Consider the following 17,807-nt stretch of genomic DNA (forward strand, 5'->3'; position numbering starts at 1 on the left):
GGGGGGCCTGCCCGGATCACCCCCGCGTCTGCGGGGAGATCTCGGGGGCGGGCACCGCGCCGGGGACATTCCTTGTACTACCCAGAGTACGCGCCTTGGCCACCTCCGGTTCCCCGGCCTCCGGCACCCGGGTGCCGCCCACCAGCGCCCGCCAGGCGTCCGCACGGGCTCGGCGCACCGTGATCCGCGCGGCGGCCAGGGTTCCCCGGACGGCGCGCCCCGCCTCCACAGCCGCCTTCCGCGCGGGGGTCCACAGGGAGTCACGGACCCAGTGGCCGACGGGTGTGCACACGCTCCGGTAGAACCAGGCGGCGGGCCGGCCGACGAGGGTCCGGGCGAGGAGGGCGAGGGCCCGGCCGACAGCGCGCGAGACGAACCCCGCCACGCGCCAGCCGACGACGAACGCCGCCCCGATCTCCCGCGCCACGGGCAGGAGCACGCGCCGCCCGAGCCAACCGAACGGCAGGACGACGGCGTACCGCCACAGCAGCCCGAGCGGCAGCGCGATCCCGTACCGCGCGGCCGGCACGACCACGTACCGCCACAGCCAGGAGAGCGGCAGCACGATGCCGTACCGCACGAGGGGCACGAGCGCGTACCGCCAGAGCCCCACCCAGGGCCACACGAACAGCGCCCGCAGCAGCCACCCGCCGCCGAGCGCGAGCCCGCGGCCCAGTCGTGAGAAGAACCACGCGAGGCCCTGGCCCAACGGGGTGAGCACCGCGCGGTACAGCCAGGCGGCCGGTGCCCGCACCAGCACCTCCGCCAGGCGCACGAGGCCGTGGCCGAGCGGTGTCAGGACGGCCCGGTACAGCCAGGCGGACGGCACGGCGATCCCGTACCGCAGCACCGGCGCGAGGACGTACCGCCACAGCGCGACCCACGGCCACACGAACAGCGCCCGTCCGAGCCACGCCCCCGCGGCGGCGAGTCCCCGCCCCAGCGGCCGCAGCACGGACCGGCCGACGAACCGCCCACCGGCGGCGAGGACGTCCCACACCATCCGCACCGGCACGACGAGCACCAGCACGACGATCCTCACCGGAATCCTGACGACCGCCGTCAGGCATCCCTCCGGGGCGGGCGGGGGCGCGGGCTTCTCCATGCTCATGCCGCACATGACGCGACGGCCCGCCCCAGGGTTCTCACCTGGGACGGGCCGTCACCGGAGCGTTACGAGGGGCCTTCCGGCCGGGCTACTTGACCACGGTCAGCGGCAGGAGCTTCTTGCCGGTCGGGCCGACCTGGATCTCGGTCTGCATGGCCGGGCACACGCCGCAGTCGAAGCACGGCGTCCAGCGGCAGTCCTCGACCTCGGTCTCGTCGAGGGCGTCCTGCCAGTCCTCCCAGAGCCAGTCCTTGTCGAGACCGGAGTCCAGGTGGTCCCAGGGCAGGACCTCCTCGTAGGTGCGCTCGCGGGTGGTGTACCAGGCCACGTCCACGCCGAACTCGGGGAGGGTCTTCTCCGCGCACTCCATCCAGCGGTCGTACGAGAAGTGCTCGCGCCAGCCGTCGAAACGGCCGCCGTCCTCGTAGACCGCGCGGATGACGGCGCCGACTCGGCGGTCACCGCGGGAGAGGAGGCCCTCGACGATGCCGGGCTTGCCGTCGTGGTAGCGGAAGCCGATCGAGCGGCCGTACTTCTTGTCGCCGCGGATCTTGTCGCGGAGCTTCGCCAGGCGCTCGTCGGTCTCCTCGGCGGAGAGCTGCGGGGCCCACTGGAAGGGGGTGTGCGGCTTGGGGACGAAGCCGCCGATGGAGACGGTGCAGCGGATGTCGTTCTGGCCGGAGACCTTGCGGCCCTCGGCGATCACGTTCATCGCCATGTCGGCGATCTGGAGGACGTCCTCGTCGGTCTCCGTGGGCAGGCCGCACATGAAGTACAGCTTCACCTGGCGCCAGCCGTTGCCGTACGCGGTGGAGACGGTCCGGATCAGGTCCTCCTCCGAGACCATCTTGTTGATGACCTTGCGCATGCGCTCGGAGCCGCCCTCGGGGGCGAAGGTGAGCCCGGAGCGGCGGCCGTTGCGGGTCAGCTCGTTGGCCAGGTCGACGTTGAAGGCGTCGACGCGGGTGGACGGGAGGGACAGACCGATCTTGTCCTCCTCGTACCGATCGGCCAGGCCCTTGGCGATGTCGCCGATCTCGGAGTGGTCCGCGGAGGAGAGCGACAGCAGCCCGACCTCCTCGAAGCCGGTGGCCTTGAGGCCCTTCTCCACCATCTCGCCGATGCCGGTGATGCTTCGCTCCCGCACGGGGCGCGTGATCATGCCGGCCTGGCAGAAGCGGCAGCCGCGGGTGCAGCCGCGGAAGATCTCGACGGACATGCGCTCGTGGACGGTCTCCGCGAGCGGGACGAGGGGCTGCTTGGGGTACGGCCACTCGTCGAGGTCCATGACGGTGTGCTTGGACACGCGCCACGGCACGCCGGAGCGGTTGGGCACGACGCGGCCGATGCGACCGTCCGGCAGGTACTCGACGTCGTAGAACGCCGGGATGTAGACCGAGCCGGTCTTCGCGAGGCGGAGGAGGACCTCCTCGCGGCCACCGGGCCGGCCCTCGGCCTTCCACCGGCGGATGATCTCGGTCATGTCGAGGACGGCCTGCTCGCCGTCGCCGATGATCGCCGCGTCGATGAAGTCCGCGATCGGCTCGGGGTTGAAGGCGGCGTGGCCGCCGGCGAGCACGATGGGGTGGTCGACGGTGCGGTCCTTCGACTCCAGCGGGATGCCCGCCAGGTCGAGGGCGGTGAGCATGTTGGTGTACCCGAGCTCGGTCGAGAACGACAGACCGAACACGTCGAAGGCACCGACGGGCCGGTGGCTGTCGACGGTGAACTGCGGCACGCCGTGCTCGCGCATCAGCGCCTCGAGGTCGGGCCACACGCTGTACGTGCGCTCCGCGAGGACGCCCTCACGCTCGTTCAGTACCTCGTAGAGGATCATGACGCCCTGATTGGGCAGGCCGACCTCGTACGCGTCCGGGTACATCAGAGCCCAGCGGACGTCGGCGGACTCCCACGGCTTGACCGTGGAGTTCAGCTCTCCACCGACGTACTGAATCGGCTTCTGCACGTGCGGGAGCAGAGCTTCGAGCTGCGGGAAGACAGACTCGGCAGCAGACATCTCGAACCTTCGTGAGCTGGCAGGGGGGCGACTCTCAAGCGTACCCCGGTGCTCAGCGGCTCAGTGCCGCCCGCAGCCCGGGGCGGGAGGCGCGGGACCACAGCTCCGGCAGCTCCCCCGCCAGGTTCTCCGCCGTCGCCGCCTCGCGGCCGTACAGAACGCCCCAGGTGAAGGCGGACTCGCCGGCCGCGTGGGCCTGGATGGCGAGTTCCCGCAGGGCCTCGCGGGTGACGACGCTGTCCTGGTGGTCACCGAGGCGGGTCTGGAGGGCCTTGACGCGCTTGGCGAACCGCCGGGCGGGTTTGCCGAGGGCGGGGCGGGCGGCGTCGGCGGCGTACCGGGCGCGTTTGGCGGCCTTGCGGGCCTCGTGGAGGGCGCGGTCGCGCCGCTCACCGGGGTCGAGGGCGAGGGCGCGTTCGACCCGGGCGGCGAGGCGGTCGTGGTCCTTGCGGACGGCACCGGCGAGGACCTCGCGGGCGTCGCGGGAGGCGGCCTTGCGCAGGGGCGGGTCGGCGAGGAGCCGGTCGAGGGCGGCGAGGAGGGCGAGGTGGCGGTCGGAGTCGAGGGCGGCGAGGACGGTGCGGCGGGCGGACGCCTCCCGTGCGGTGCGCCAGATCCGCAGGCGCCCCTGGACGGGGCCGAGGAGGAGGGGGCCGGGGACGGCGTCGACACGGGTGCGGAGGCGTTCGGCGAGGACTTCCGTGTCGCGGGCGACGCCGAGTTCGCCGGCGAGCCACTTCAGCTCGCGCCCGATCGGGTCGGTGACCTCCCGGTCGAGGACCTTGCGGTACGTCTTGAAGGCGCTGCGCAGGCGCCGGCAGGCGACCCGCATCGTGTGGACGGCGTCGGGCCGGTCGCGCCGGACGGCGGGGTCGAGGGTGACGATCGCCCGGACCTGTTCGCGTACGTAGGCGAGGACTGCGGCTCCGGCGGTGCCGGGTGCTCCGGGCGGGGCGGTGAGGACGGGGGTGGGGCGGGCGCCGGTGTCGGCCAGGGCGCGGGCGAGCTTGGAGGGGGAGGTCGCGGGGTGGATGCCCGCCTTGAGGAGGCATTTTCCGACGGCGTCGAGGAAGGCCTCCCCGTCGGCACTGGCCTTCCCGGCCCTGTCGCTCTCGGCTCCGCCCGGCGCGCTCCCGGCCGTCTTGCCGCCGAAGGGGTCGTCGTCCGCGAGTTCGACCTCGATCTCGGTCCAGGCGGCCCGCTTTCCCTTCGCTCCCCGGTCCTTGCGCTCGGCGCGGACGGTGTCCACGGAGACCTCCGCGAGGAGCGTGCCGTCGTCGCCGAGGAGGTGACGGACGTCGCGGGAGGAGCGGAGGCGGACCACGGGGACGACCTCGGTGTCGCGGACGCGGGAGCGCAGGAGCGCGGCGAGGTCCGGTGGGAGCGTGTCCGAGAGCGGGGCCCGGATCTCGTCGCGTACGCCGGGGGCGACGGGGAACTTCAGGTGCCAGCCGGCGTCCCGGCCGCCGGTGCGGCGGCGCAGGGTGAGCCCGTCGGCGGCGAGGCGCAGGTCGGGGGTGTCGTAGTAGACGGCGTCGAGTTCCATGACGCCTTCGTCGGTGACCCGGGCGACCCCGGGGACGCGGGTCAGGTCGGGCAGGGTGGTGGTGTCGTCGGCTTCGTACTTCCGCTCGGTCTCGCGCTTCGTCTCGGCCATGTCTTTGAATCTAGCCCCGCTCGCGCGATCCAGTCGTGGTCCCGCGATCCGGTCGCCGTCGCCGGCCGTTCGCGGGACCACGGCCCCGGTGGGGGCTCAGGCCGTCATGGGGCGCTGGACCCGGATCGACTGGAGCAGTCCGATCGCTATCCACACCGCGAACATGGACGAACCGCCGTACGAGACGAAGGGCAGCGGCAGGCCGGCGACCGGCATGATGCCGAGGGTCATGCCGATGTTCTCGAAGGACTGGAAGGCGAACCAGGCGATGATGCCGGCCGCGACGACCGTGCCGTAGAGCTCGGTGGTCTCGCGGGCGATGCGGCAGGCGCGCCAGAGGACGACGCCGAGCAGCACGAGGATGAACCCGGCGCCGATGAAGCCGAGCTCCTCGCCGGCGACGGTGAAGATGAAGTCGGTCTGCTGTTCGGGGACGAACTGGCCGGTGGTCTGGTGACCCTTGAACAGGCCGGCGCCGTAGAGGCCGCCGGAGCCGATGGCGATGCGGGCCTGGTTGGTGTTGTAGCCGACGCCGGCCGGGTCGAGTTCGGGGTTGGCGAAGGCGGCGAACCGGTTGATCTGGTACTCGTCCAGCATCCCGAGGGCGGTGACGAGGACGGCGCCGCCGACGCCGGCGCCGATGAGCCCGAGGACCCACCGGTTGGAGGCGCCGGAGGCGAGGAGCACGCCGAGCACGATGACGGCCATGACCATGACCGAGCCGAGGTCCGGCATCAGCATGACGATGCCCATGGGGAGGGCGGCCAGGACCAGCGACTTGGCGACGGTCATGTGGTCCGGGTGGAGCTGGTCGCCGGCGTCGACCTTGGAGGCGAGCAGCACCGCCATGACCAGAATGATCGTGATCTTCACGAACTCGCTGGGCTGGAGGGAGAAGCCGCCGCCGATGACGATCCACGCGTGGGCGCCGTTGATGGTCGCGCCGAGCGGGGTGAGGACGGCGAGGATCAGCAGGATCGACACGCCGTAGAGGATCGGAACGGCCCCGCGCAGGGTGCGGTGGCCGAGCCAGACCGTGCCGACCATCAGGGCGAGCCCGATGCCGGTGTTGAGGAGGTGCCGGAAGAGGAAGTAGTACGGATCGCCGTTGTTGAGCTCGGTACGGCCGCGGGTGGCGGACCAGACGAGCAGGGCCCCCAGGAGCGACAGGGCGAGGCTGGAGAGCAGCATCGGCCAGTCGAGCCGGCGCAGGACGGAGTCGCGGGCGGTGAGCTTCGCGACCGGCCCGCGGTCGGGGGCGTAGCGGGAGACGGAGAAGCCGGTACGGGTCGTCATCGGGTCAGTCCCTCCAGACGGGGGGCGGGCCCGCGAGCGGCGGCGTCGCCCCGCCCGCCTCGGGATCGACCTTCTGCGCCTCGGGGTCGTAGGGCTTGACGGCGGGGGCGTCGATCGTGCCGTCGGGGTTGATCTTCGGCAGGGCCTTCTGCGGCTTCGGCAGCAGGGCGCGCTTCAGGTCCTGGTTGCCGGCGTCGTCGAGGCCGTACATGGCGTCGTAGATGTTGCGTACGGCGGGGCCGGAGGCGCCGGAGCCGGTGCCGCCCTGGGAGATCGTCATGACGATGGTGAAGTCGTCGGTGTAGGTGGCCAGCCAGGAGGTGGTCTGCTTGCCGTAGACCTGGGCGGTGCCGGTCTTGGCGCGCATCGGGATCTTGTCCTGGGGCCAGCCGCCGAAGCGCCAGGCGGCGGTGCCGCCCGGTTCGACGACGGAGCGCAGACCCTTGTCGAGGTCGCGGACGGTCTCGGGGCCGACGGGCAGCTTGCCGTGCGGGGTCGGCTTGATCTCCCGGACGCGCTTGCCGTCGGGGCTGACGACGGCCTTGCCGACGGTGGGGTTGTAGAGCGTGCCGCCGTTGCTGATGGCGGCATAGGCGGTGGCCATCTGGATGGGGGTGACGAGGACGTCACCCTGGCCGATGGCGAAGTTGATGCTGTCGTACGCCTTCAGCTGGTTGCCTTCGAGGCAGCTCTCGTAGGCGATCTGCTCGACGTAGCTGCCGCCCTTCTTGCCCTGCTTGCACCAGACGTCCTTGTTGGCCTCCCAGAAGCTCTGCTTCCACTGGCGGTCGGGGATGCGGCCGGTGACCTCGTTGGGCAGGTCGATGCCGGTCTCCGCGCCGAGGCCGAAGTCGCGGGCGGTCCGGTAGAACCAGTCGTGGGCGTCCTTCTTGGGCTTGAGCCCGCCGTCGCGCTGCCACTCCTGGTGGCCGAGGGCGTAGAAGACGGTGTTGCAGGAGAACTTGAGGGCCTCTCCGAGGGTGATGGGGCCGTGGCCCTTGGACTCGAAGTTGGCGAAGCTGCGGCCGCCGAGGCTGTAGGAGCTGCTGCAGTTGTACCGGTCGTTGAAGCCGTGTCCGGCGCGGACGGCGGCGCTCGCGGACACCACCTTGAAGATGGAGCCCGCGGGGGCCTGGCCCTGGATCGCCCGGTTGAGGAGCGGGTAGTTCGACTTCTTGCTGGTGAGGGCGGCGTAGTCGGAGGCGGAGATGCCGCCGACCCAGGCGTTGGGGTCGTAGTCGGGCTGGGAGGCCATGGCGACGACCCGGCCGGTCTTCGTCTCCATGACGACGACGGCGCCGGCGTCGGCCTCGTACTTCCGGCCGGTGATCTTGTCGGTCTCCTGGCGGACGGCCTTCATGGCCTGGGCGAGCTCGTACTCGGCGACGGCCTGGACGCGGGCGTCGATGCTGGTGACGAGGGTGGAGCCGGCGATGCCGGGGTCGGACTTGGTCTGGCCCATGACGCGGCCGAGGTTGTCGACCTCGTAGCGGGTGACGCCGGCCTTGCCGCGCAGCTCCTTGTCGTACGTGCGCTCGATGCCGGAGCGGCCGACCTGGTCGGAGCGGAGGAACGGCGAGTCGGTGTCCTTGGCCTTCTCGATCTCCTGGTCGGTGACGGGCGAGAGGTAGCCGAGGACCTGGGCGGTGCGGGCCTTGCCGGGCGCCGGGTAGCGGCGTACGGCGGTGGGTTCGGCGGTGATGCCGGGGAAGTCCTCGGAGGCCTCGCGGATGGTCAGCGCCTGCTGGGTGGTGGCCTCGTCGGTGACCGGGATCGGCTGGTAGGGCGAACCGTTCCAGCAGGGCTTGGGCGTCTTGGAGTCGCAGAGCCGGATCTTGTTGATGACGTCCTCGGGCTTCATCTCGAGCACGCCGGCGAGCCGGGTGAGGACGGCCTTGCCCTTGTCCTTCATCTTCATCAGCTCGGTGCGCGAGGCGGAGACGACGAGGCGGGTCTCGTTGTCGGCGAGCGGGACCCCGCGGGCGTCGAGGATGGACCCGCGGACGGCGGGCTGGACGACCTGCTGGACGTGGTTGTTCTTGGCCTCGTCCGTGTACTCCTTGCCGTTGCGGATCTGGAGGTACCAGAGCCGTCCCCCCAGGGTGAGGAGCAGCGAGAAGACGAGGACCTGGATGACGACGAGCCGGATCCGGACCCGGGGGGTCCGTCCGGTCTCGGGGATGTTGCTCATGCTGCCGGTGCCCCCTCGGTCACAGTCGCTTGACTCCCTTGATGCGCCCGGCCCGTGAGGCGCGGCTCCTGGCGGCCTTCACGCGCAGTCCGCCGCGCTGGGTGCCGATCCGCAGGCCGGTGCCGGAGGAGAGCCAGCCGGAGGAGACGTCGGCCCCGTTGGAGCCGCTGGTGTCGGCGAGCGGATCGTTGTCGACGCGGCGGGCCAGGGCCATGATCAGCGGCACCGTGAAGGGTGCCAGGAGCAGGTCGTAGACGGCCGCGGTGAAGAGGAGGGAGCCGAGGCCGACGTGACGGGCGGCGGTGTCGCCGACGAGGGCGCCGACGCCCGCGTAGAGCAGGGTGGAGCCGACGGCGGCGGCGACGACCACGGCCATGGGGACGGCGGCGGAGGTGAGCCGGCCGTTCTCGGGCTTGGCGAGGCCGACGAGGTAGCCGATGACGCAGAGCACGAGGGCGTAGCGGCCTGCGGCGTGGTCGGCGGGCGGGGCGAAGTCGGCGAGCAGTCCGGCGCTGAAGCCGACGAGGGCGCCGCTGACGTGCCCGTACACGAGGGCCAGGGCGACGACCGTGAGGAGGACGAGGTCGGGTACGGCTCCGGGGAGCTGGAGGCGGGCGAGGACGGAGACCTGGACGACGAGGGCGACCGCGATCAGGGCCGCGGAGAGGAAGATGCGGTTGAACTTCACGGTGTCGCGTCCCCCTCGTCCTGCTGCGCCTGCTGGTCCTGGCCCGCGTTCTGGTTCGCGTTCCCGTCGGCGTTCTGATTCTGGTTCAGGTTCTGGCCCTGCTCGTTCCGGCCGGCCTGGTTCTGGTTCTGCTGGTTCTGGCCGGCCTGGTTCTGGCCCTCGTTCACGGCGTTCGCCGGTGGCTTCGGCGTGACGGTCACGGTGACCGTCGGCGCCGGCTTCGGCTTCGGCGGCAGGACGGCGTCGCGCGGGTTGGAGCGGGGTGCCTGGACGACCACGCCGACGATGTCGAGCTTGCTGAAGCCGACGTACGGACGGACGTAGACGTTACGGGTCAGGCCGCCGCCCGACGGGTCGACGCGCAGGACCTCGCCGACGGGCACGCCGGGCACGAACGGCTTGTCGCCCTGCGAGCCGAAGGTGACGAGCCGGTCGCCCGGCTTCACCTTCGCCTTGCCGTTGAGGAGCTGGACGAGGAGCGGCCGGTCGCCCTGGCCGGTGGCGAAGCCGAGCTCGTCGGTCTTCTCCATCCGGGTGCCGACGGTGAAGTCGGGGTCGTTGGCAAGCAGGACCGTGGAGGTGGAGGGGCCGACGGTGGTGACGCGGCCGACGAGACCGGCGCCGTTGAGCACCGTCATGTCCCGCTGGATGCCGTCCCGGGCGCCCACGTCGATGGTGATCGTCCAGGAGAAGCCCTGGGCCGACCCTATGGCGATGACCTGGGCTCCCTTGATCCCGTACTGGCCGGCGCCGGCCGTCTTCAGGAGGGTGTCGAGCTCGCGCAGGCGGCTGCGGTTGCGGTCGTCGCTGCCGAGCTTCGCCTTGAGTTCGGCGTTCTCCTTCTCCAGGGCGGCGATCCGGGTGTGCCGCTCCCCGGAGTCGCGCACCGCGCCTATGGCGTTGCCGACCGGGTCGACGGCCGCCGCGACGCCGTTCTCGACCGGTCCGAAGACCGCGGCGGCGGCCCGCCGGGCGCCGTCGACCGGCGACTCCTGGCCGCCGCGGATGTCCACCGTGATCAATGCGAACGCGATGGCGATCAGCAGCACCAGGAGCAGCCGGCTCTCTCGTGTGTCCCTCACGTGCGGCGGCCGTGCCTTTCCTCGTGGTTCGGTGTGCAGATGTGCGGTGGTGCGGGTGGTGCGCTCGTACGGTGCCGGGCGCCCTGCGCCGTACGGGTGCGTACGGCGCGGGGCCGGGCGTCAGCGGCGCGGCTGGGCGTCCAGGACCTGCTGGAGGGCCTCGAACTCCTCGACGCACTTGCCGGAGCCGAGGGCGACCGAGTCCAGCGGGTCCTCCGCGATGTGGATCGGCATGCCCGTCTCGCGGCGCAGACGCTCGTCGAGGCCGCGCAGCAGGGCGCCGCCACCCGTGAGAACGATGCCGCGGTCCATGACGTCACCGGACAGCTCCGGCGGGCACTTGTCGAGCGTGGTCTTCACGGCGTCCACGATCGCGTTGACCGGCTCCTCGATGGCCTTGCGCACCTCGGCGGCCGAGATGACCACGGTCTTCGGCAGGCCGGAGACCAGGTCGCGGCCGCGGATCTCGGTGTGCTCGTCCTGTTCGAGGTCGTAGGCCGAACCGATGGTGATCTTGATCTGTTCGGCGGTCCGCTCACCGAGGAGGAGCGAGTACTCCTTCTTGATGTGCTGGATGATCGCGTTGTCCAGCTCGTCGCCGGCCACCCGGATGGACTGTGCCGTGACGATTCCTCCGAGGGAGATGACCGCGACCTCGGTCGTGCCGCCGCCGATGTCGACGACCATGTTGCCGGTCGCCTCGTGGACGGGGAGGCCCGAGCCGATGGCCGCCGCCATGGGCTCCTCGATGATGTGGACCTGGCGGGCGCCGGCCTGGGTCGAGGCCTCGATGACGGCGCGGCGCTCCACGCCGGTGATGCCCGAGGGCACGCAGACGACGACCCGGGGGCGGGCCAGGTAGCGGCGCTTGTGGATCTTGAGAATGAAGTAGCGGAGCATCCGCTCGGTGATCTCGAAGTCGGCGATCACGCCGTCCTTGAGCGGGCGGACGGCGACGATGTTGCCGGGGGTGCGCCCGATCATTTTCTTCGCCTCGGAACCGACCGCGAGAATGCCGCCGGTGTTGGTGTTGATCGCGACGACGGACGGCTCGTTCAGAACGATGCCTCGACCCCTGACGTACACCAGCGTGTTGGCGGTCCCGAGGTCGACAGCCATGTCACGGCCGATGAACGACATTGAGCTCCCCTTGTTTCCCATGGCTGAGGGTGGTGCGGCGTGGAGTTTTCCATCGTAGTGCCGCTCACGCGGATACCGCGCGGTGGTCCACCTGCTGTATAGGTGACGGTAGGACGCGGCGATCCGTTCCCGGGATGAACGTTCATATGCCTGGGGGCGACCGAAATTCCTTCGGTCGCCCCACGTTTGGCTGCTGTTCGGCTGACGCCGGCTCAACTCGGGATCAGACCAGACCCGGGAAGAAGATCTTCAGCTCGCGCTGCGCCGACTCCTCCGAGTCGGAGGCGTGGATGAGGTTCTCCCGGACGATGGTGCCGTAGTCGCCACGGATGGAGCCGGGGGCGGCGGCGATCGGGTCGGTCGGGCCGGCCAGCTGGCGGACGCCCTCGATGACCCGCTCGCCCTCGACGACGAGCGCGACGACGGGACCGGAGGACATGAAGCCCATCAGCGGCTCGTAGAACGGCTTGCCCTTGTGCTCGCCGTAGTGCTGCTCCAGCGTCTCCTGGTCCAGCTCGCGCAGCTCCAGGGCCGCGATGGTCCAGCCGGCCTTGCGCTCGATACGGCCGATGATCTCGCCGATCAGGCCACGGCGGACGGCGTCGGGCTTGAGCAGGACGAGCGTGCGCTGGCTCACGGGGGAACTCCTTCGGGAAAAGCGGTGTGCGGGTGGTCCGAGGCTACAGGGGCCTCACCCCGGTCGATTACGCAGCGTCAGGCCCTGCGGAGCCCTCGGCGGCCGCCTGGGACGCGGCCCAGCGGGCCTTGACCTCGTCCACCTTCCGGCCGTAGTGCACCGAGCACCACCACAGGGCGGCGAAGCCGGCCCCCAGGAAGAACATGACGGGGACGAAGAAGCCGCTGAGGATCAGACCGATCTGCAGGGCCCAGCCGAGCTGCACCCCACCGGGCCGGGTGATCATCCCGCACAGCAGCACCGACAGGACCATGGCGACGCCGCAGACGGTCCAGACCGTGGAGACCTCCAGGGAGGCGTCCTTCATCGCGACGAGACCGGCGAAACCGATCACGAAGAACTCGCCGATGAGCGTCGAGGAACAGAGCGTACGCATCGGGGTCAGCCCCTCTTGAGCAGCAGCCGGGCGTCCCCGACCGTGAAGATCGAACCGGTCACCAGGACACCGGCGCCCCCGAACTCGGCCTCCTCCTCGGCGAGCGTGATCGCCGCCTCCAGGGCGTCGGGCAGCCGCGGCTCCACGACCACCCGGTCCTCGCCGAAGACCTCGACGGCGATCGCGGCCAGCGCGTCGACGTCGGTGGCCCGCGGGTTGGAGTTGGCCGTGATCACGACCTCCGCGAAGATCGGCTCGAAGGCCTCCAGGAGCCCGCGGGCGTCCTTGTCGGCGCTGGTCGAGACCACGCCGATGAGCCGGGAGAAGCCGAAGGACTCCGAGATGCCCTCGGCCGTCGCCCGCGCCCCGTGCGGGTTGTGGGCGGCGTCCAGGACGACCGTCGGGGAGGAGCGGACGACCTCCAGGCGGCCCGGCGAGGCCACCTGGGCGAAGGCCCGCCGGACGGTGTCCACGTCCAGGGTCCGGGCGTGCTGCGCGCCGATGCCGAAGAAGGCCTCGACCGCCGCGAGCGCCACCGCCGCGTTGTGCGCCTGGTGGGCCCCGTACAGCGGCAGGAAGATGTCGCCGTACTCGCCGCCGAGGCCGCGCAGGGTGAGGAGCTGGCCGCCGACCGCGACCTCGCGGGAGACCACGCCGAACTCCATGCCCTCACGGGCCACCGTGGCGTCGGCGTCGACCGCCTTCTTCAGCAGGACCTGCGCCGCGTCCACCGGCTGCTGGGCGAGGATCACCGTCGCGCCCGGCTTGATGATCCCGGACTTCTCCCCGGCGATCTCGGCGGTCGTCCCGCCGAGCCGGTCGGTGTGGTCCAGGTCGATCGGGGTGACCACGGCGACCGAGCCGTCGATCACGTTCGTCGCGTCCCAGGTGCCGCCCATGCCGACCTCGACGACCGCCGCGTCGACCGGGGCGTCCGCGAAGGCCGCGTACGCCATCCCGGTGAGGACCTCGAAGAAGGAGAGCCGGTACTCCTCGCGGGCGTCGACCATCTCCACGTACGGCTTGACGTCCTGGTACGTCTCGATGAAACGCTCCGCCGAGATGGGCGCGCCGTCCAGGCTGATCCGCTCGGTGATGCTCTGCACGTGCGGCGAGGTGTACCGCCCGGTGCGCAGTTCGAAGGCGCCGAGCAGCACCTCGATCATGCGGGCCGTCGACGTCTTGCCGTTGGTGCCCGTGATGTGGATCGACGGGTACGCGCGCTGCGGCTCGCCCAGCACGTCCATCAGGGCCGCGATCCGGGTGACCGACGGCTCCAGCTTGGTCTCGCCCCAGCGGGTGGACAGCTCGGTCTCGACCTCGCGCAGCGCCCGGTCCACCTCCGGGTCCTCCGGGCGGCTCGGCACGGGGTCGCCCTGCGGGGGCCCGGCCTGGGCACGCAGGGTGCGGCTCCCGGCCTCGATCACCGCCAGGTCGGGGTCACGGTCGGTCTCGGCGTCGACGATCTCGTCGAAGGCTTCGGGCTGGGCGTCTTCCGACGCGTCCATCGGCTCGCGGGGCTCACTCACGCCCCCAGTCTACGGAGGGGGGCCGACAGCACCGTGGACCCACCCCTTTCGGGACTTTCGGACCACGGCGGGCGAGACCGCGCTCCCCGGTCAGCGGTCCAGGCCCGACGGCAGCAGCGCCGTGACCACGTAGGCGCCGTCCTCGCGGCGGGCCCGGAGCGTGCCGCCCATGCTGGCGACCCGCTCCTCCATCGAGAACAGGCCCGTGCCGGCCGAGACGGGCGCCCGCTCCGGCGGGTTCCTCGGCAGCGGGTTGCGCACCTCGACGCGCAGCCGGGGGCCGTCGACCGCGACGGTGACGGTCACGGGGAGGCCGGGCGCGTGCTTGGCCGCGTTCGTCAGGCACTCCCGCACCACCCGGTGGACGGCCGTCTGCCGCAGCGGAGACAGGGCCTTCGCCGCCTCCGTGATCCGGACGTCCACGGGGCTGCCCATCCGCTCGCTCTCCCGGGCCAGCTCGGCGAGCCCCTCCAGGCCGGGGGTGGTCCCGTCGCCACGCCGCACGATGGTCTCGTTGAGCATGTGGTGGGCGCGCCTGGCCGTGTCGGCGAGCTCTTCGAAGTCCTTCCGGTGCGCCTCTCCCCTGGCCCGTACGGCGAGGACCTCGGCCCGGACCGCGAGGACGGTCAGCTCGCGGCCGACCAGGTCGTGGACGTCCCGGCCGACGGAGATCCGCTCCTCCTGCACGGCCTGCCGGGCGGCGGCCTCCCGGCGCTGCGCCTCCAGGGCGCGCACCAGGTCCTGGCGGTACGCGGCGATGCCGACGCCGGCCGCGAGGACACCGATCGGCACGACCAGGCTCAGGAAGTCGCTCAGGGTGGCGCCGTGCCGGGCCGGCCACCCGGGCAGGTGGAAGTAGGCGTAGGCGGTGCCGACGTAGAGCAGGGTGGCGAGCACGGCGGCCCGGCGGCCCCGGAAGCGGCCGAGGGAGTACAGGGCGAACTGGACCATGGTCAGCTCGTGCAGCCAGCCCATCAGGCCGAGCGCCACGAGCAGCGGCACCCAGGGCGCCCTGCGCCGCAGGGCCAGGGTGGCGGCGCCGGCCGCGAGGACCAGGCTCGCGGTGACGCCGGTGAGGGAATTGTCGGCCCGGGCGAGCCCGGGCACGTCCAGGAGCATCAGGCCGAAGGCGCTGCACGCGGCGACGACGTCCATGGCCCGGGGCTGCCCCGCCCACCGGTCCACGCGGCGGCGCAGCGCGCGGAGGGCGGGGATGCGGTCCATGCCGTCCATCATCCAGGGTCCTTCGGCCCGGCCCGGCGGACTTTCGTCACAAGTCGTGTGAGGTCACCCACTCCGGTACAAACGGGAGGGGCCCGGAACCGATTCCGGTCCCGGGCCCCTCCCGTCGGCGTCCGGCGCCGCTACGCCTGCGGCAGCCGCTCCAGCTGCGCCTGGAGGCGGGCGATGTCCTCCTCCGCCTTGGCGAGGCGGGTGCGGATCTTGTCGACCACGTTGTCCGGGGCCTTGGCGAGGAAGGCCTCGTTGCCGAGCTTGCCCTCGGCCTGGGCCTTCTCCTTCTCGGCGGCGGCCAGGTCCTTCGCGAGGCGCTTGCGCTCCGCGGCCACGTCGATCGTGCCCGACAGGTCGAGGGAGACCGTGGCCCCGGCGACCGGCAGGGAGGCGGTGGCGGAGAAGCCCTCCCCCTCCGGCTGGAGCCGCAGCAGCTGCCGGATGGCGGCCTCGTGCGGGGCGAGCGCGGTGCCGTCGAGCTCGAGGCGGGCGGGGACCTTCTGGCCGGGCTGGAGGCCCTGGTCGGCGCGGAAGCGGCGGACCTCCGTGACGACCTGCTGCAGGTTCACGATCTCGGCCTCGGCCGCCTCGTCGCGGAAGCCCGAGTCCTGCGGCCAGTCCGCGATGACGACGGACTCACGACCGGTGAGCGTGGTCCACAGGGCCTCGGTGACGAACGGGACGATCGGGTGCAGCAGACGCAGCATGACGTCGAGGACCTCGCCGAGGACCCGGCCGGAGACCTTGGCCTGCTCGCCGCCGGCGAAGAACGTCGTCTTCGACAGCTCGACGTACCAGTCGAAGACCTCGTCCCACGCGAAGTGGTAGAGGGCGTCGCTGAGCTTGGCGAACTGGTAGTCCTCGTAGTACGCGTCGACCTGGGCGACCGTCTTGTTGAGACGGGACAGGATCCACCGGTCGGTCGCGGACAGCTGCTCGACCGGGGGCAGGTCCCCCTCGATCGTGGCGCCGTTCATGAGCGCGAAGCGGGTCGCGTTCCAGATCTTGTTGGCGAAGTTGCGGGAGGCCTTGACCCAGTCCTCGCCGATGGGCACGTCGACGCCCGGGTTGGCGCCACCGGCCAGGGTGAAACGGACGGCGTCGGAGCCGTACTCGTCCATCCAGTCCAGCGGGTTGACCACGTTGCCGAAGGACTTCGACATCTTCTTGCCGTTCTGGTCACGGACCATGCCGTGCAGGGCGATGGTGTGGAACGGCGGGGTGCCGTCCATCGCGTACAGACCGAACATCATCATCCGGGCGACCCAGAAGAAGAGGATGTCGTAGCCGGTGACGAGGACGGAGTTCGGGTAGAACTTCGCGAGGCTCTCGGTCCGCTCGGGCCAGCCCAGCGTGGAGAAGGGCCACAGGCCCGAGGAGAACCAGGTGTCGAGGACGTCGGAGTCCTGCTTCCAGCCCTCGGCCTCGGTGCCGGGCGGCTGCTCGTCGGGTCCGACGCAGACGACCTCGCCGTTCGGGCCGTACCAGACCGGGATGCGGTGGCCCCACCACAGCTGGCGCGAGATGCACCAGTCGTGCAGGTTGTCGACCCAGTCGAAGTACCGCTTCTCCATCTCCTGCGGGTGGATCTTGACCTTGCCGTCGCGGACCGCGTCACCGGCGGCCTTGGCGAGCGGGCCGACCTTGACCCACCACTGCATCGACAGGCGCGGCTCGATGGTGGTCTTGCAGCGCGAGCAGTGGCCGACGGAGTGGACGTACGGCCGCTTCTCGGCCACGATCCGGCCCTCGGCGCGCAGGGCGGCGACGATGGCGGAGCGGGCCTCCAGGCGGTCCAGGCCCTCGAAGGGGCCGTGGGCGGTGATGACCGCGCGCTCGTCCATGACGGCGATCGACGGCAGGTCGTGGCGCTGGCCGATCTCGAAGTCGTTCGGGTCGTGGGCCGGGGTCACCTTGACGGCACCGGTGCCGAACTCGGGGTCGACGTGCTCGTCGGCGACGACCGGGATGCGGCGGCCGGTCAGCGGCAGCTCGATCTCGGTGCCGATGAGGTGCTTGTAGCGCTCGTCGTCGGGGTGGACGGCGACGGCGGTGTCACCGAGCATCGTCTCGGCGCGGGTGGTGGCGACGACGATCTCCGCGTCCCCGGAGCCGTACCGGATGGAGACGAGCTCGCCGTCGTCGTCCTGGTACTCGACCTCGATGTCCGAGATCGCGGTGAGGCAGCGCGGGCACCAGTTGATGATGCGCTCGGCGCGGTAGATCAGCTCGTCGTCGTAGAGCTTCTTGAAGATGGTCTGGACGGCCTGCGAGAGGCCTTCGTCCATGGTGAAGCGCTCACGCGACCAGGCGACACCGTCGCCGAGCCGGCGCATCTGGCCGGAGATCTGGCCACCGGACTCGGCCTTCCACTGCCAGACGCGCTCGACGAAGGCCTCGCGGCCGAGGTCGTGGCGGGACTTGCCCTCCTTGGCGAGTTCGCGCTCGACGACGTTCTGCGTGGCGATGCCGGCGTGGTCCATGCCGGGCTGCCACAGCGTCTCGTAGCCCTGCATGCGCTTGCGGCGGGTCAGGGCGTCGATCAGCGTGTGCTCGAAGGCGTGGCCCAGGTGCAGGGAACCGGTGACGTTGGGCGGCGGGATGACGATGGTGTAGGGCGGCTTGTCACTCTTCTCGTCCGCCTCGAAGTACCCGCGCTCCACCCAGCGCTCGTACAGCGCCCCCTCTACCTCGGCCGGCGCGTACTGGGTCGGCAGTTCGGTGGTGGGCGCTGTGTGCTGCTGAGTGTTCTCGGTCACGGGCCCAGTTTAGGGGTGCGGTGCCGGTGCCCCG

Annotated in this window: 13 protein-coding genes; all 13 read right to left on the reverse strand. The window is 71.4% G+C overall.

Features of this window, described 5'->3' with window-relative positions; genetic code table 11:
* Nucleotides 1-16: 16 nt before the first annotated feature.
* The gene (locus ACFY60_RS07620; RefSeq protein ID WP_388608657.1) at nucleotides 17-1,111 is read right to left on the reverse strand and encodes a hypothetical protein; all 1,095 of its coding nucleotides are present in this window, start codon (nucleotides 1,109-1,111) and stop codon (nucleotides 17-19) included.
* A gap of 85 nt (nucleotides 1,112-1,196) precedes the next feature.
* Nucleotides 1,197-3,125 (reverse strand): TIGR03960 family B12-binding radical SAM protein, encoded by a 1,929-nt coding sequence (locus ACFY60_RS07625; RefSeq protein WP_309050382.1) that lies wholly within the window; start codon nucleotides 3,123-3,125, stop codon nucleotides 1,197-1,199.
* A 52-nt stretch (nucleotides 3,126-3,177) separates the two neighbouring features.
* Entirely contained in the window at nucleotides 3,178-4,782 is a 1,605-nt protein-coding gene (locus tag ACFY60_RS07630) for a CHAD domain-containing protein (protein WP_388608659.1), read from the reverse strand.
* Between the two features lie 96 nt (nucleotides 4,783-4,878).
* Nucleotides 4,879-6,078, reverse strand: a complete 1,200-nt coding sequence (rodA, locus tag ACFY60_RS07635; protein WP_309050384.1) for a rod shape-determining protein RodA — start codon at nucleotides 6,076-6,078, stop codon at nucleotides 4,879-4,881.
* 4 nt (nucleotides 6,079-6,082) lie between these two features.
* On the reverse strand, nucleotides 6,083-8,269 hold the full coding sequence (gene mrdA / locus ACFY60_RS07640) for a penicillin-binding protein 2 (protein ID WP_388608661.1): 2,187 nt from the start codon (nucleotides 8,267-8,269) through the stop codon (nucleotides 6,083-6,085).
* Nucleotides 8,270-8,288: 19 nt separating this feature from the next.
* On the reverse strand, nucleotides 8,289-8,957 hold the full coding sequence (gene mreD, locus ACFY60_RS07645; protein WP_388608663.1) for a rod shape-determining protein MreD: 669 nt from the start codon (nucleotides 8,955-8,957) through the stop codon (nucleotides 8,289-8,291).
* Nucleotides 8,954-10,039: a rod shape-determining protein MreC gene (gene mreC / locus ACFY60_RS07650; protein ID WP_388608666.1), complete on the reverse strand. Its 1,086-nt coding sequence runs from the start codon at nucleotides 10,037-10,039 to the stop codon at nucleotides 8,954-8,956. Before mreC ends, mreD begins: the two co-directional genes overlap by 4 nt.
* Nucleotides 10,040-10,159: 120 nt before the next feature.
* Nucleotides 10,160-11,179 carry a rod shape-determining protein gene (locus ACFY60_RS07655; RefSeq protein WP_309050388.1) on the reverse strand — a complete coding sequence of 340 codons (1,020 nt, stop codon included), beginning with the start codon at nucleotides 11,177-11,179 and terminating at the stop codon, nucleotides 10,160-10,162.
* A 223-nt stretch (nucleotides 11,180-11,402) separates the two neighbouring features.
* Entirely contained in the window at nucleotides 11,403-11,816 is a 414-nt protein-coding gene (ndk, locus tag ACFY60_RS07660) for a nucleoside-diphosphate kinase (protein WP_309054747.1), read from the reverse strand.
* 67 nt (nucleotides 11,817-11,883) lie between these two features.
* The gene (locus ACFY60_RS07665) at nucleotides 11,884-12,252 is read right to left on the reverse strand and encodes a DUF4233 domain-containing protein (protein ID WP_309054746.1); all 369 of its coding nucleotides are present in this window, start codon (nucleotides 12,250-12,252) and stop codon (nucleotides 11,884-11,886) included.
* A 5-nt stretch (nucleotides 12,253-12,257) separates the two neighbouring features.
* Nucleotides 12,258-13,781: a bifunctional folylpolyglutamate synthase/dihydrofolate synthase gene (locus tag ACFY60_RS07670; RefSeq protein WP_388608669.1), complete on the reverse strand. Its 1,524-nt coding sequence runs from the start codon at nucleotides 13,779-13,781 to the stop codon at nucleotides 12,258-12,260.
* 90 nt (nucleotides 13,782-13,871) lie between these two features.
* The gene (locus tag ACFY60_RS07675; RefSeq protein ID WP_388608671.1) at nucleotides 13,872-15,005 is read right to left on the reverse strand and encodes a sensor histidine kinase; all 1,134 of its coding nucleotides are present in this window, start codon (nucleotides 15,003-15,005) and stop codon (nucleotides 13,872-13,874) included.
* Nucleotides 15,006-15,145: 140 nt separating this feature from the next.
* Nucleotides 15,146-17,773 carry a valine--tRNA ligase gene (locus ACFY60_RS07680; RefSeq protein ID WP_388608673.1) on the reverse strand — a complete coding sequence of 876 codons (2,628 nt, stop codon included), beginning with the start codon at nucleotides 17,771-17,773 and terminating at the stop codon, nucleotides 15,146-15,148.
* Nucleotides 17,774-17,807 lie beyond the last annotated feature (34 nt).

Source organism: Streptomyces sp. NPDC012827 (assembly GCF_042900905.1).
GTDB classification, from domain to species: Bacteria; Actinomycetota; Actinomycetes; order Streptomycetales; family Streptomycetaceae; genus Streptomyces; species Streptomyces gulbargensis.

Excerpts from the sequence above, each read along its gene's own strand:
- ACFY60_RS07620 (WP_388608657.1), bottom strand. The coding sequence starts at position 1,111 with ATGAGCATGGAGAAGCCCGCGCCCCCGCCCGCCCCGGAGGGATGCCTG.
- ACFY60_RS07625 (WP_309050382.1), bottom strand. The coding sequence starts at position 3,125 with ATGTCTGCTGCCGAGTCTGTCTTCCCGCAGCTCGAAGCTCTGCTCCCG.
- ACFY60_RS07630 (WP_388608659.1), bottom strand. The coding sequence starts at position 4,782 with ATGGCCGAGACGAAGCGCGAGACCGAGCGGAAGTACGAAGCCGACGAC.
- rodA (WP_309050384.1), bottom strand. The coding sequence starts at position 6,078 with ATGACGACCCGTACCGGCTTCTCCGTCTCCCGCTACGCCCCCGACCGC.
- mrdA (WP_388608661.1), bottom strand. The coding sequence starts at position 8,269 with ATGAGCAACATCCCCGAGACCGGACGGACCCCCCGGGTCCGGATCCGG.
- ACFY60_RS07655 (WP_309050388.1), bottom strand. The coding sequence starts at position 11,179 with ATGTCGTTCATCGGCCGTGACATGGCTGTCGACCTCGGGACCGCCAAC.
- ACFY60_RS07665 (WP_309054746.1), bottom strand. The coding sequence starts at position 12,252 with ATGCGTACGCTCTGTTCCTCGACGCTCATCGGCGAGTTCTTCGTGATC.
- ACFY60_RS07675 (WP_388608671.1), bottom strand. The coding sequence starts at position 15,005 with ATGGACCGCATCCCCGCCCTCCGCGCGCTGCGCCGCCGCGTGGACCGG.